The 13,065-nt window shown below is 61.4% G+C and carries 13 protein-coding genes; 7 read left to right on the forward strand and 6 right to left on the reverse strand.

Translation table 11 applies throughout. The features are described 5' to 3' along the window. Positions 1-279 precede the first annotated feature (279 nt). Both aspS and NKI15_RS26925 read right to left on the reverse strand, forming a co-directional pair. The gene (gene aspS / locus NKI15_RS26920; RefSeq protein ID WP_023682421.1) at positions 280-2,067 is read right to left on the reverse strand and encodes an aspartate--tRNA ligase; all 1,788 of its coding nucleotides are present in this window, start codon (positions 2,065-2,067) and stop codon (positions 280-282) included. A gap of 130 nt (positions 2,068-2,197) precedes the next feature. Continuing rightward, entirely contained in the window at positions 2,198-2,956 is a 759-nt protein-coding gene (locus tag NKI15_RS26925) for a DeoR/GlpR family DNA-binding transcription regulator (RefSeq protein ID WP_023708788.1), read from the reverse strand. Positions 2,957-3,068: 112 nt separating this feature from the next. Between NKI15_RS26925 and NKI15_RS26930 the strand changes: the two genes are divergently transcribed. The 3 genes from NKI15_RS26930 to rnd all read left to right on the forward strand — a co-directional run bounded on the left by NKI15_RS26930 (position 3,069) and on the right by rnd (position 6,850). Then, complete coding sequence (locus tag NKI15_RS26930; RefSeq protein WP_023708787.1) at positions 3,069-4,274, forward strand: MFS transporter; 1,206 nt, start codon at positions 3,069-3,071, stop codon at positions 4,272-4,274. A gap of 104 nt (positions 4,275-4,378) precedes the next feature. Further along, positions 4,379-5,623, forward strand: a complete 1,245-nt coding sequence (locus tag NKI15_RS26935) for an MFS transporter (RefSeq protein ID WP_023673030.1) — start codon at positions 4,379-4,381, stop codon at positions 5,621-5,623. 75 nt (positions 5,624-5,698) lie between these two features. Continuing rightward, positions 5,699-6,850, forward strand: a complete 1,152-nt coding sequence (gene rnd / locus NKI15_RS26940) for a ribonuclease D (RefSeq protein WP_023708785.1) — start codon at positions 5,699-5,701, stop codon at positions 6,848-6,850. Between the two features lie 63 nt (positions 6,851-6,913). On the opposite strand, the gene NKI15_RS26945 is transcribed toward rnd, so the two are convergent. Genes NKI15_RS26945 through guaB form a run of 3 tightly spaced genes read right to left on the reverse strand, consistent with a single transcriptional unit; the run spans position 6,914 to position 9,447 of the window. Beyond that, the gene (locus NKI15_RS26945) at positions 6,914-7,333 is read right to left on the reverse strand and encodes an MAPEG family protein (protein ID WP_023708784.1); all 420 of its coding nucleotides are present in this window, start codon (positions 7,331-7,333) and stop codon (positions 6,914-6,916) included. Between the two features lie 22 nt (positions 7,334-7,355). Beyond that, on the reverse strand, positions 7,356-7,925 hold the full coding sequence (locus tag NKI15_RS26950; protein ID WP_352515430.1) for a hypothetical protein: 570 nt from the start codon (positions 7,923-7,925) through the stop codon (positions 7,356-7,358). 19 nt (positions 7,926-7,944) lie between these two features. Next, the gene (gene guaB, locus NKI15_RS26955; protein ID WP_023709518.1) at positions 7,945-9,447 is read right to left on the reverse strand and encodes an IMP dehydrogenase; all 1,503 of its coding nucleotides are present in this window, start codon (positions 9,445-9,447) and stop codon (positions 7,945-7,947) included. A 680-nt stretch (positions 9,448-10,127) separates the two neighbouring features. Here guaB and NKI15_RS26960 point away from each other — a divergent pair. From NKI15_RS26960 to NKI15_RS26970, 3 genes are all read left to right on the forward strand, one after another. Continuing rightward, positions 10,128-10,259: a hypothetical protein gene (locus NKI15_RS26960; protein ID WP_023705814.1), complete on the forward strand. Its 132-nt coding sequence runs from the start codon at positions 10,128-10,130 to the stop codon at positions 10,257-10,259. Further along, entirely contained in the window at positions 10,256-10,588 is a 333-nt protein-coding gene (locus NKI15_RS26965; protein ID WP_023705813.1) for a hypothetical protein, read from the forward strand. The genes NKI15_RS26960 and NKI15_RS26965 overlap by 4 nt, the downstream gene beginning before the upstream one ends. A 216-nt stretch (positions 10,589-10,804) precedes the next feature. Beyond that, positions 10,805-11,044, forward strand: coding sequence for a sunset domain-containing protein (locus NKI15_RS26970; RefSeq protein ID WP_348524497.1), 240 nt, complete (start codon positions 10,805-10,807; stop codon positions 11,042-11,044). Between the two features lie 86 nt (positions 11,045-11,130). Here the strand turns inward: NKI15_RS26970 and NKI15_RS26975 are convergent, their stop codons facing one another. Next, positions 11,131-12,159 carry a DUF4238 domain-containing protein gene (locus tag NKI15_RS26975; protein WP_352515432.1) on the reverse strand — a complete coding sequence of 343 codons (1,029 nt, stop codon included), beginning with the start codon at positions 12,157-12,159 and terminating at the stop codon, positions 11,131-11,133. Between the two features lie 138 nt (positions 12,160-12,297). Here NKI15_RS26975 and NKI15_RS26980 point away from each other — a divergent pair, with 138 nt between their 5' ends. Then, entirely contained in the window at positions 12,298-13,059 is a 762-nt protein-coding gene (locus tag NKI15_RS26980) for a hypothetical protein (RefSeq protein WP_023724339.1), read from the forward strand. Positions 13,060-13,065 lie beyond the last annotated feature (6 nt).

A 13,065-nucleotide genomic window follows, 5' to 3' on the forward strand; every position in this document is an offset into this window, starting at 1 on the left:
AACCAATCCGCTTGGCGCTGCGGCGGACGCATAGGGGGAGAGAAGTGTCACCTATGTATCCGGTTCAAAGTGTTACCCATCTATCGGCTGGACACCGGCAGGCGGATGAGGGGCGGCGCCAACGCCTGCAAATTGTAGTTCGATGCTGAACCGATTGTCAGAAGGCGCCAACTGCTAAGGCCGTTCGCCAATCGCCTGCATGCGTGCTGCCCCTCATTGTCCTGCCGGACATTTCTCCCCGTATAGAGACGGGGAGAAAGGGCAGCTTCAACGCTGCCGTCAGTCCTTCTTCACTGCCGCGACACGCAGCGACAGATCACGCAACTGCTGCGGCGAGGCTTCCGAAGGCGCGTTCATCAACAAATCGTAGGCCTGCTGGTTCATCGGGAACATGGTGATCTCTCGCAGGTTCTTGGCGCCGACCAGCAGCATGACGACACGGTCGACGCCGGCCGCCATGCCGCCATGCGGCGGGGCGCCATACTGGAAGGCGCGGTAAAGGCCACCAAAGCGTTCTTCCACCGTGGCGCGGTCGAGGCCAACCGTCTCGAACGCCTTGACCATGGTTTCCGGCAAATGGTTGCGGATACCGCCAGAGGCGATCTCGAAGCCGTTGCAGACCATGTCGTACTGGAAGGCCTTGATGCCGAGCAGGTCGTCGCCGTTGAGCGCGTCGATACCGCCTTGCGGCATCGAGAACGGGTTGTGGGCGAAGTCGATCTTCTTCTCCTCCTCGCTCCATTCGAAGAACGGGAAGTCGACGATCCAGCACAATTCGAAGCGCTCGCGGTCGACAAGGTTCAGTTCTTCGCCGGCACGCGTACGCGCGGCACCGGCGAAGGTGACGAACTTCTTCGGATCGCCGGCGACGAAGAAGGCGGCGTCGCCATCGGCAAGGCCGAGCTGCTGACGGATCGCCTCGGTGCGCTCCTCGCCGATGTTCTTGGCCAGCGGACCGGCGCCTTCAAGCTTGTCGCCTTCCTTGCGCCAGAAGATGTAACCCAGTCCCGGCTGGCCCTCGCCCTGCGCCCACGAGTTCATGCGGTCGCAGAAGGCGCGGCTGCCGCCGGTCTTGGCCGGAATGCCCCATACTTCGGCCTTCGGATCGTTGGCCAGGATGTTGGCGAAGACCTTGAAGCCGGAATCGCGGAAATGGTCGGAGACGGCCTGCATCTCGATCGGGTTGCGCAGGTCCGGCTTGTCGGAGCCGTATTTGCGCATCGCGACATCGTACGGGATGCGCTGGAATGTCTGCGTCACCGGCTTGCCGTTGGCGAAAGTCTCGAAGACGCCCCGCATCACCGGTTCCATGGTCGACAGCACGTCGTCCTGCTCGACGAAGCTCATTTCGAGGTCGAGTTGGTAGAATTCGCCGGGCAGACGGTCGGCGCGCGGGTCCTCGTCGCGGAAGCAGGGCGCGATCTGGAAATAGCGGTCGAAGCCCGAAACCATGATCAGCTGCTTGTACTGCTGCGGCGCCTGCGGCAGCGCGTAAAAGGTGCCGGGATGGATGCGCGACGGCACCAGGAAGTCGCGCGCACCTTCCGGCGACGAGGCCGTCAGGATCGGCGTCGAGAATTCGGTGAAGCCGACATCGGTCATACGCTTGCGCATCTCGGCGATGATTTTCGTGCGCGCCACGATGTTCCTGTGCAGCGTCTCGCGGCGCAGGTCCAGGAAACGGTACTTCAGGCGGATGTCTTCGGGATAGTCGGGCTCGCCGAACACCGGCAGCGGCAATTCCTTGGCTGCCGACAGCACCTCGATCTCGCGCGCAAAAATCTCGATCTCGCCGGTCGGCAGGTTGGCGTTGGTGGTGTCCGGCAGGCGCGCCTTGACCTCGCCGTCGACGCGGATCACCCATTCGCCACGCAGCGTCTCGGCCACCTTGAAGGCGGGCGAATCCGGATCGGCGACGATCTGGGTCAGGCCGTAATGGTCGCGCAGATCGATGAACAGCAGGCCGCCATGATCGCGCACGCGATGCACCCAGCCCGACAGGCGAACCGAAGAGCCGACATCGCTCTTTCTCAACTGGGCACAGGTGTGGCTGCGGTAACGATGCATTGTCATGTCAAAATTCCGGGGTGCTGGGTTGTGGCCCGAGCATCAAAGCACGGTCCAAAATTTGCGCGAAAAGCGCATGGGAGGCCGGATTTGTCAAGGCAAGCCGGGCGATCGGGCGCAGGCCCATTGTTCAAGCGAAGTGGATTTCGGCGCCCTGGCGTTCGAAGTCGGCGAGGATCGCGGCCGGCGCGGTCTTTTCGACCACGAGGTGGCGGATCGCCTCTGGCCTGGCGACCCGGTAGGGTGCGGCTGTGGCTAGCTTGTCGTTGGTTACAGCGATGACGATGCCTGCGCTGTTCTTGGCCATCGCCCGCTTTACCTCGGCCTCAGCCGAATCGAAGGCCGTGACGCCGCGCGACGCATCGAGGCCGCAGGATCCGAGAACAAACAGGTCCGCGCCAAGTTGCGCGACAGCGGCAAGCGTGTCGGCGCCGACGCAGGCGCCGAGATGGCGGTCGAACCGCCCGCCCAGCACAATCAGTTCGACCAAAGCGTGGTCTGACAGGACGGAGGCAATTTCGAGCGAATTGGTGGCGACGGTCAGATCGATGTCGCGCGGGATGGCCCTGGCGACCGCGGCATTGGTCGAGCCGCTGTCGATGAACAGGGTCTGTCCGCGCGAAAGCAGTGCCGCGGTCGCGCGGGCCAGCCGCGTCTTTTCTTCGACCGCATGGCCGGCGCGCAGGCCGACCGGCGTGGCCGCGAAGGGTGCGGCCGCGACCGCGCCGCCATAGACGCGGCGGCACTGCCCGGCCTTGGCCAACTCCCTGAGGTCGCGCCGAACCGTGTCTTCCGAAACGCCGAAGCGGCCTGCCAGCTCGCCGGCCAGCACCCTTCCCTCGACGGCCAGGCGATCGCGAATAATTTGATGCCGCTCATCGGTCAGCATTGCATGATCCCGTTTTTTTCCATGCACGTTCTTGCACGATTTGCATGTTTGTGCAAGATGTAGGCATATCAAACAGTGACAACCGTCGACTCTCTTCCCCGAAAGCATCGTCATGACCTTTGGCCTCCGCCTCGCTCCGCAACACCGGGTCTACGCCGGCTTTGCGATCTATTCGTTCGCCATGGGCCAAATCTTCCCGCGGCTGCCCGACATCAAGCACGCCATGGGCATCGGGGACGGCACGCTCGGGCTAAGCCTGATCGGGACGCCGATCGGCACCTTGACCGCGCTGACGCTGGCGGCGCCGATCCTGGAGCGCATCGGCTTCCGCCGCGCGCTGCTCGGGCTGGTGCCGCTTTTGTCGGTTGTCTTTGCCATTGCCGTGCATGCGCCTGGGCCGCTTGCGCTGTTCCTGATGCTGTTTCCGGTCGGCCTGATGATCGGCAGCGTCGAGATCATTCTCAATGTCGAGGCCGATAGAACCGAATTCCTGCTCAAGCGCCGGATCATGAACCGGGCGCATTCGTTCTGGAGCATCGGCTTTTTCGGCGCCGGCCTGTTCGGCGCCGCGCTTGCGCATCTCGGCATTTCGCCGCAACTGCACCTGGCGATTGTCGTACCGATGGTGGCGACAGGAATCGCGCTGTTTCTCGGCGGTTACGAACCGGCGCCGAGCCGCTTCGCTGGCAATGACGAGACGGCGCCAAGGCTGGCGCGGCCGACGCTGCCGATCCTCGTCCTCGTCGCGGTGACACTGTCGGCGATGCTGATGGAAGGCGCCAGCATCGACTGGTCGGCAATCTACATGCGCACCGTGTTCGATGCGGGCCCTTTCGTCGCCGGCTTCACCGTGGCGCTGTTTGCATTCTCGCAAGCGAGCACGCGCTTCTTTGCCGACTCCTTTGTCGACCGCCACTCGCCGAGCGTCGTGGCGCGGGTGCTGCTGGCGACGATGGCGGTGGGCGTGCTGCTCGTCTTCTTCTCGCCTGCCCCGCTCGTATCGATGCTGGGCTTTGCGCTACTTGGCATCGGCAGCAGCGTGCTCTTTCCGCTGGCGATCTCGGCGGCAGCCCAGCGGACGGACCGCTCCGCGACGATCAATGTCGCGGCGCTGTCGCAGATTTCCTTCGTCGCCTTCCTGCTCGGCCCGCCGCTGCTCGGTTTCGTCTCCGACCATTGGGGCATCCGCTCGGCCTTCGGTATCGGCATCCCGTTCATCATGCTCAGCCTGCTGACCGCCGGCTCGCTTGGCCGAAGGGCTGCCCGGGGCGAGCCTGCGCCGGCGAGCGAAGCTTTGGCGAGGGCCGACGGAGCTTGAACGGCCGCACTTGAAGCCACACACCTGTTGGCGGCGGGACAAGCCACTGGCATTGGCCACACCGATGGTTCAGAACTGTGGAGCCACCTAAGCAACGGTTCCGTATGTCCTCCATCCGCCCGCTGATCCCGCTCCTCATCGCCGCCGGCATCCTGCTTGGCGGCAACGGGCTGCAGGGCACGCTGATCGCGTTGCGCGGCGCGCAGGAAGGGTTTTCGGCCTCCGACATCGGCCTGATGGGCACGTTCTATTTCGCCGGCTTCCTGTTGGGGTGCCTGGCCGTCACCCGTATCCTCAAGGCAGTCGGCCATGTCCGGACGTTTTCAGCGCTCGCCGCCATCGCCGCTGCCAGTACGCTGCTCCTGGTGCTGGTGATCGATCCGGTGATGTGGTGCGCGGTGCGCTTTGCCGGCGGTTTCTGTTTTGCCGGCCTGTTCACCGTCATGGAAGCCTGGCTGAACTCCGGCGTCGAAAACAAGGATCGTGCGCGGGTGCTCGCCGTCTACCGCATGGTCGATATCGGCTCGGTAACCGGCGCGCAGTTCCTGATCCCGATCTTCGGCCCCGGCGGCTTTGCCATCTTCGCCATCATGTCGATGATGATCACGCTGTCGCTGGTTCCGGTGTCGCTCGGCGACCGCTCCAACCCGACGCCGCCGGAAGACGTCAAGCTCGATCTCGCCCGCGTCTGGCGGATTTCGCCGCTCGGCTGCTTCGGCTGCATCTGCGTCGGCGTCACCAACAGCGCGTTCCGCACGCTGTCGCCAGTCTATGCCGAGCAGATCGGCATGTCGGTGGCCGATGTCGTCACCTTCGTCAGCGTCGGCATCTTCGGCGGCGCCCTCATCCAGTATCCGCTGGGCTACCTCTCCGACCGCTGGGATCGGCGCGCGGTGCTTTTGGCCACGACATGCGGCGCCATGTTCGCCGCGCTGGCGCTGGTCTTCGTCGCCGGCGCCGATCCGACCCTCAATTTGATTATCGTCTTCATCTTCGGCAGCTTCGCCATGCCGCTCTATTCGCTGTCGGCGGCGCATTCCAACGACCGCGCCGACAAGGGCGAGTTCGTGCTGATCAACGCCGCCTTGATGCTGTTCTATTCCTTCGGCGCCATTGGTGGCCCCTTCGCGGCGTCCGCAGTGATGCAACATTTCGGACCGGGCGCCCTGTTTGTCTTCAGCGCAGTCGTCTACGCCACCCTCATCGCCGTCATTCTCTACCGCATGCAGGTGCGCGGCAGCGTGCCGGCGGGCAAGCGCAGCCGCTTCACGGCGCTGCTGCGCACATCAACCGTCTTCGCGCGGCTGGCGCGCAGGAATGGCGATTCCGACGGATCGGCTGATACTTGACCGAAGGGCGGCTTGACGAAAGCGCCCATGGCTGAAATTGAAAGAGAACCTTACCCGTTACTAAAAAGCGATTTGATGCACGTCATCACCACCCAAAATGAGCTCGAGTCCGTTCTCGCCGCTTTTGAAAAGTCGGATTTCGTCACCGTCGACACCGAATTCATCCGCGAAACGACATTCTGGCCGATTCTGTGCCTGATCCAGATGGCGGCGCCAGGCGTCACCGCGCTGATCGACCCGCTGGCGCCCGACATCAACCTCGCCCCGTTCTTCCGGCTGATGGCCAATGAAGCGGTGGTCAAGGTTTTCCATGCCGCGCGCCAGGACATTGAAATCATCGTCCATCTCGGCGATCTGGTGCCGCATCCGGTGTTCGACACCCAGGTCGCGGCCATGGTCTGCGGCTTCGGCGACAGCGTCTCCTACGATCAGCTGGTGCAGCGCATCACCGGCGCACGGCTCGACAAATCCTCGCGTTTCACCGACTGGCGCCACCGGCCGCTGTCGGACAAGCAGCTCGATTATGCGCTGGCCGACGTCACCCATCTGATCGACGTCTACAAGCACCTCAGCGCCGAACTGGAGCGGGAAAACCGCGCCCATTGGCTGAACGAGGAAATGGAGGTGCTGACTTCGCGCGAGACCTACGATCCGCACCCCGAGGATGCCTGGAAGCGGCTGAAGATGCGGCTGCGCAAGCCGCAGGAGCTGGCGATCGTGCAGACGGTGGCGGCATGGCGCGAACGCGAGGCGCGCGAGCGTGACGTGCCGCGCGGCCGGGTGCTCAAGGACGACGCCATATACGAGGTCGCCCAGCAGGCGCCGCGCGATGCGGCAGCCCTTGGCAAGCTGCGCACCACGCCGAAAGGCTGGGAACGGTCATCGACGGCAACGGCGCTGCTCGGCGCGGTCAACACGGCGCTCGCTTTGCCCCGCGAAGAAATGCCGAAGCTGCCCAAGAGCTTTCAGCCGCCCGAGGGCTCCAATGCCGCCTCCGAGCTGTTGAAAGTGCTGTTGCGGATCGTCGCCGAGAAGGAAGGCGTCGCCTCGAAAGTGCTGGCGTCCAGCGACGACATCGACCGCATCGCCGCCGAAGGCGAAGCCGCAGACGTGCCGGCGCTGCAGGGATGGCGGCGTACGGTGTTCGGCGAAGCCGCGCTGAAGCTGGTGCGCGGCGAAATCGGCATCAAGTTCGACAAGCGCAAGATCGCGGTGTTCGATTTGTAGACCCCCACCCCGCTCCGCTCCGCGGAGCGACCCTCCCCACAAGGGGGAGGGTAAACAACTGCCCTACACCGCTCCGAGCAGGTGTAGCGCGAACCAGATCCATGCCAGCAAGAGAATGATCGCGCCGACGTAGAAGGCGCAGCTGCGAAACCGCAGATTGTTGCTGGTGAGGTGGACCCAGGCGTGGCCATAGCGGGAAATCACGAAAATCCACATCAAGGCCAGGGTCAGATAATTGACGCCATTGGTCGCGTGCAGCGCCAGACACAGCACATAGAACAGCACCGGCAGTTCGAACTGGTTGATGAGATTGTTGGCAACCGTGACGCTCGACCCGGGCTCGGTCGTGCGCACCTTGTATTGACCGACCTTGGCCTCGCCCGATTTGACCGCGCCGTAGCGGCGCCGGCCCATCACGACATAGACGATATAGACGAGCAACACCTGCGCCAGCATCGGCCAGAAAATCGCGGTCTGGCTCATGGCGTTGCCCCTGCTCTGTCGTTCATGCCTGTGGACGCCGCTGGGCGGCAAGGATCAAAAACGCGATGACGATGACGGGGATCGCCAGCAGCGCGAATTTGGTGACGATCAGCGACGAGGCGAAAGACAGAGAATCCGGGTTGGCCGACAGCGCATCGGACAGAAGCCGCGCCACCGCAATGTTCTGGGCGTAGTCGGCGCATGTGTAAGGCAGCACGATGACCAGCGCGAACAGCGCCTGAAGCTGCACCGGCATGGCACGAAAATTCTTCAGCCGCCGCCCGGTTGCCAGGATCAGGCTGACCATGGTCAGCGACAGCAGCGCCGGGAAGAGAAGGTCGAAAGTCAAATAGTGCCAGACCAGGATGATCTCACTGCCGCGTCGGCCGAGTGCCGTCAGCCAGGCCATGCCCTCGTCGGGCGTGAACCCGCCAAGGCGCACGTCGAGCGACGGCAGGCCGCCGCTCAGCCGGCGGAAATAGAAGAATTCCAGCAGCGTCATGGTCATGAAAACCGCCGCGGCGGCAAAGCACAGCGCGCCGGCATGGCGCGCCAGCCGCAGCACGATCGTCGCCTGGTGGCGCCAGAGCATGTACCGCTCTGGCTGCCGGTCAGGCTCCGCCAGGATAGTTCGGGCTTTCGCGGGTAATCGTGACGTCATGGGCGTGGCTTTCACGAAGTCCGGCGTTGGATATGCGCACAAAGGTGGCGCGTTCGCGAAAATCGGCAAGGTCGCGGCCACCGACATAACCCATAGCGGCTTTTAGCCCGCCCGCAAGCTGGTGCAGCACGCCAGACACAGGTCCCTTGTAGGGCACCTGCCCTTCAATGCCTTCCGGGACCAGTTTCAGCGTGTCGCGAACCTCGGCCTGGAAGTAGCGATCGGCCGAGCCGCGCGCCATGGCGCCGACAGAGCCCATGCCGCGATAGGCCTTGAAGGAGCGGCCCTGATGCAGATAGACCTCGCCCGGGCTTTCGTCGGTGCCGGCCAGCAGCGAACCGATCATGGCCGCACTGGCGCCGGCGGCAAGCGCCTTGGCCAGGTCACCCGAATATTTGATGCCGCCGTCGGCGATGACCGACACGCCTGATCTATGCGCCGTCTCGACCGCCGACATGATCGCCGAAAGCTGCGGCACGCCGACGCCGGCGACGATGCGCGTGGTGCAGATCGAGCCCGGGCCGATGCCGACCTTGACGGCATCGGCGCCGGCGTCGATCAGCGCCTGCGTGCCTTCGGCGGTGGCGACGTTGCCGGCCAGGATGCGGACGGAATTGGAAAGCTTCTTGGCCCGCGTCACCGCATCGAGCACGCGCTGCGAATGGCCATGCGCGGTGTCGATGACCAGGAGGTCGACACCGGCATCGATCAACCGCTCGGCGCGCTCGAAGCCGTCATCGCCGACGCTGGTGGCGGCCGCCGCCCGCAGGCGCCCCTGCGCATCCTTGGTGGCGTGCGGGTTGAGCTGCGACTTCTCGATGTCCTTGACGGTGATCAGGCCGACGCAATTGCCTTGCTTGTCCACGACGACGAGCTTTTCGATGCGGTGCTGGTGCAGCAGCCGCTTGGCCTCGTCCTGGTCGACATTCTCCTTGACCGTGATCAGGTTCTCACGGGTCATCAATTCGTAGACTTTCTGCCCCGGATCGGAGGCGAAGCGCACGTCACGGTTGGTCAGGATGCCGACCAGGCGGCCGATCTTCTGGCCGCCGGTGCCGCCATTCTCGACCACCGGAATGCCCGAGATGGAATAGGTGCGCATCAGCGCCAGCGCGTCGGCGAGCGTGGCGTCGGGGCCGATGGTGACCGGATTGATGACCATGCCCGATTCGAACTTCTTGACCTGACGCACCTGCTCGGCCTGTTCGGCCGGCGAGAAATTGCGGTGGATGACGCCGATGCCGCCGGCCTGCGCCATGGCGATGGCGAGCCGCGCCTCGGTGACGGTGTCCATGGCGGCCGACAGGATCGGCACGTTGAGGTCGATGTCGGTGGCGATGCGGGTGCGGATGTCGGTCTCACCGGGCATGACCTCGGAATGACCGGGCTGCAACAGCACGTCGTCAAAGGTCAGCGCCAGCGCGCCGGTGGACGTTTCGATGATTTTTGCCATGGCCAGTCCTCGGATACGAAAAGCGCTGGGGGAATACAAAAAAGCGCTGGACCGAAATGGACAGCGCCGACTCGTTTCTTCCCTTTCAGGATTGGCGCTGGCTGGTAACACGTCGCGGCGCCGATGAAAAGCCGGTGATTGCATGTCACCGCAAAGTGTTGGGGTTGCCCCGGAACGCCGTGTTAAGTCAGCGCATTAAAGCTGGCCAGCGTGACCCGAATGCCATCCATCCTCCTACGACCTCGCCTATCGCGCAGGGCGAACCCCTGGCCTCGCCGACGGTCTCGAAGGGTATCGCCGCCCCCCTGCCGCCTTATGTGCCCGCCGCCCCTCGCCGGTCGCCGTAACTTATGGCCCGGCATTATGAACTGTGCCCTACCGGCGCGCAAAGCCTAGCAAATGCGCCTGAGTATATGTTTGCGATAAACGTGTCTCGCGCTCTGCCGCAGTAACGGAAACGTGATCGAAGCAATTGGCGTCTGTTCATGCGAGTTCGTTCAGCTCGTTCGGCCGGAGTGGTTTCGGAGCAGTTCGTGCCTGTGCATGACGGGGTTTGATTATTGTAGCCGGGTATCACGGCAGTTTCCCTGTTGACATGTCGTAAGGGCTCAGCGTCTATCTTAGCAGTTCCTTTTAGAACTTTTCTCAATGGCGAGATCTGTCTTGAAAGGAGCGCTCCCATGATAATCACCCTCGACCTAGGCCAGGTGCTCACCCTGACCGCAAGCGCGTTCGGCGTCGTTGCCGGCGTGATCGCTTTTGCCCGCTTCATCAAATGGTGGTGGCACAAACCGCTGGACCCGGGCGAATGATCGATCTCTTCACAGGCTCCGGCGGGCTGCTTGACCGGGTCGCCGTTCCGGACCGCAAAATTCGCCAAACACATGGTTGCAGGGTTTCGATGGCGCGCCTATGTCCCCTTAGGCAGGCGCCGCTTAGCGAGGTACACGCCAAAATGACGATTATGAAGGACGTTCCAGCTTATCCCAAGAAGACATTCGAAGACGGCTATGTCGATGGATTCCAGTCGTTGAAGCCCGACGTCGTTCCCACAGTCCCAAGGCCCTACGAAGCTCCACTCGGCACTACTCCGTATCAATGGGGCTTCAGGCTTGGGCAGGACGGTGCGCGCGCAGCTTAAGTCTGCGCCCCGCTGTGATGAATGAACCCCACCCGTATGGTAGGCGCGAAGCAGTGGACTTCGATCCCCGTTAGTCGCATTCTGCCCGTGGGGAAAGGGTTATGGGGCTCCACCGTCACACGGCTTCTCGGCCTACGAAGGCATAGACGCTCGTTGCTGGAACAGCGGGCGCTAATCCCGGTCCTGTTGTGCGGTGTTGCCGCTGCCAGCTATTTCATGCCGCAGAGCGAACAGCATCCCCTTCCGACCGTGCATCGGCAGGGGGATTCCAGGGCGCTTGCCCCGGCCGGTTGCAACATCAACGGCAATATCAGCGCCGTGACTGGCGAACGCATCTACCACATGCCAGGGCAGCGATATTACAACGAGACGGTCGTCAACTCGGCAAAGGGCGAGCGCTGGTTCTGCTCTCAATGGGAAGCGTGGTGGGCCGGCTGGCGGAAGTCAAAGGTGTGACGGGAAACTGACTTAAGGCACCGAGGAAAAATCGCTTCACAACGAATCTGAGCGATCTCGTCACGGCGAACATCACACCTGGCGATTTATTTTTCCTGCCACACACTAGTTGTTATTTCAGCCACATCTGCGTCGCCAATCAATTCACCTGCGCTATTGATTTCCTTCAAGGCACGATCAGCGAGAGCAGCCGAGAAAACGTCTGCATAGAACTGTCGTCCGGAAGTCGATATCGAAGCCGTTACGATCTCTTCCGGGGTCATCGTAGGGACAGCTATCCCTCGCATTCCAACAACCGCCAACGATGGACTTATTGGAAGATAAGCCTCTCGCCAGTCGTTTGAGGCGCCGACAAAAGTGGAGATCTTTTTTTCTCGATCTACGCAGAAAACGCCGGCGTCACCTAACACAAAATTCTTATCAGGATTTTGAACGATAGCCCAAGATTCCGGCCTTCTGGGTTCGGGACACACCCCACCTGAGTCAAGGAATCTTTGCAAGCTCGTGTTGTGGCTATTATCGAACGTGTCTGTGTTAACATGAGCCGCAAACGCCTGGAACATCATTTGCATAACACCGCCCAACTGGTTCCGATCTATATTTTCCAGAATATATTTTTTTAGGATTTCATTTTGCTCTGGAGTCTGTTGCGGTAGCGCTTCCGCTATTGCTTCGCCAACTTTCAGATCGATATTTCTGGTTAGATAACCGGCAGCGTCAACACCCAGAGCCGTATCGGCCATCAAACTGGCCGTCTTGTGGATGCCACTGCGCATTCGATCCCTCATTGCGCGAGTACGAAAAGCCAGCAGCCAAAACAAATTTCCCATTTCATGTTCAAATTTGACCGGCAGATTAGAACCGGAAAGGATTGCGGCATACATCGCGCCGTTCTTGCTTTCGCTAACCGCAAAAGCGTCCTCCAGTCGATCGTCCTCTTTGCCATAAAATTGATGGGATGACGCTACCTTCTTTATATTCCTGCAATCAGGTTCTTCTTTTTGATCGTAGACCCAAACGAAATATTTGCCCGGCTTCCGAGGAGGTGGAGCAGAACGAAAATGCCGAAGCTGGAATTCTGAAATAAAATGATTGTTGTCTTTCTTCTTATTCATGGAGCAGCCATCTGTTTCAACTTTTTGTGGACCCAAGTATATCCGATTTAATAGGGAGCGAGTCTAGTCGGCTAGTTGGAACAGCTAGCACGGGCTGCAGAGAACTGGTAGCTGATCAAGCAAGGCAGGGGGGATCAAATGACACAAACTGAGGCGGCAGAATCGGCAAAAACGTCTGGCTGGGTGAAGCTCGGATTCTTGTTCACCGGCCTTTACGTCGCTTTAGTCGCTTGGACGGTGGGGGCCAGCGATTTCGTCAAGTTCAGCGCGCCGATGGAGCTTCACGACCTCGCCGATGCGCTGGCCGGAATCTTCGCGCCATTGGCGTTCCTTTGGCTGTTCGTAGCCACGATGGTTCAGTCGCAAGAGCTTTCCCTGCAACGCCGAGAGCTGCAGCTTACTCGGCGCGAATTCGAACAGAACCGGCAGGTAGCCAAGGAGCAGGCGGAGGAAGCACGCAATCAAGCCAAATTCATCGGAACGCAAACTGAGATGATGGTTTGGGCGGAAAACGACAAACACTTGAAAGTGGTTCTTGATGGCATCACAACCCTAGTGTCGCAGGGGAGTAGACAGCAAATAGTAATAAGAACCGGCCAAGGCGAGTCAAAACTCGTGCGAGGCCCATTTGATCGAGCAGCTTTTATAGGCGATGTGATTGAGTCCTTTAGTTCTTCCGTTGAAGCCGTCCGTAACGCCCTCGAGCAATTTCCTGGACGGAAGGCCACTTTTGGTCAGATCGTCCTGCTCCGAGAAATTGCAACCCTGCTCGCTGAAGTCAGGAGCATTATGCCAGGGACCTCGCCGAAGCAGAAAGCCGAGTTGGCGCAACTAGGATTTGAAAGGTTTGAAGCGGCCACTGCCTATTTGCTTGAAGTCTGCAAGCCCAGGGATGAATGAGGCCCA

Origin of the sequence: Mesorhizobium sp. M0862 (assembly GCF_040319795.1) — a bacterium.
GTDB lineage: Bacteria > Pseudomonadota > Alphaproteobacteria > Rhizobiales > Rhizobiaceae > Mesorhizobium.

Bases quoted from the DNA above. Each gene is read 5' to 3' on its own strand.
- aspS (WP_023682421.1), bottom strand. From the start codon at position 2,067: ATGCATCGTTACCGCAGCCACACCTGTGCCCAGTTGAGAAAGAGCGAT.
- NKI15_RS26975 (WP_352515432.1), bottom strand. From the start codon at position 12,159: ATGAATAAGAAGAAAGACAACAATCATTTTATTTCAGAATTCCAGCTT.
- NKI15_RS26950 (WP_352515430.1), bottom strand. From the start codon at position 7,925: ATGCTCTGGCGCCACCAGGCGACGATCGTGCTGCGGCTGGCGCGCCAT.
- NKI15_RS26935 (WP_023673030.1), top strand. From the start codon at position 4,379: ATGTCCTCCATCCGCCCGCTGATCCCGCTCCTCATCGCCGCCGGCATC.
- NKI15_RS26965 (WP_023705813.1), top strand. From the start codon at position 10,256: ATGATCGATCTCTTCACAGGCTCCGGCGGGCTGCTTGACCGGGTCGCC.
- NKI15_RS26925 (WP_023708788.1), bottom strand. From the start codon at position 2,956: ATGCTGACCGATGAGCGGCATCAAATTATTCGCGATCGCCTGGCCGTC.
- NKI15_RS26970 (WP_348524497.1), top strand. From the start codon at position 10,805: ATGCCGCAGAGCGAACAGCATCCCCTTCCGACCGTGCATCGGCAGGGG.
- NKI15_RS26980 (WP_023724339.1), top strand. From the start codon at position 12,298: ATGACACAAACTGAGGCGGCAGAATCGGCAAAAACGTCTGGCTGGGTG.
- rnd (WP_023708785.1), top strand. From the start codon at position 5,699: ATGCACGTCATCACCACCCAAAATGAGCTCGAGTCCGTTCTCGCCGCT.
- guaB (WP_023709518.1), bottom strand. From the start codon at position 9,447: ATGGCAAAAATCATCGAAACGTCCACCGGCGCGCTGGCGCTGACCTTT.
- NKI15_RS26945 (WP_023708784.1), bottom strand. From the start codon at position 7,333: ATGAGCCAGACCGCGATTTTCTGGCCGATGCTGGCGCAGGTGTTGCTC.
- NKI15_RS26930 (WP_023708787.1), top strand. From the start codon at position 3,069: ATGACCTTTGGCCTCCGCCTCGCTCCGCAACACCGGGTCTACGCCGGC.
- NKI15_RS26960 (WP_023705814.1), top strand. From the start codon at position 10,128: ATGATAATCACCCTCGACCTAGGCCAGGTGCTCACCCTGACCGCAAGC.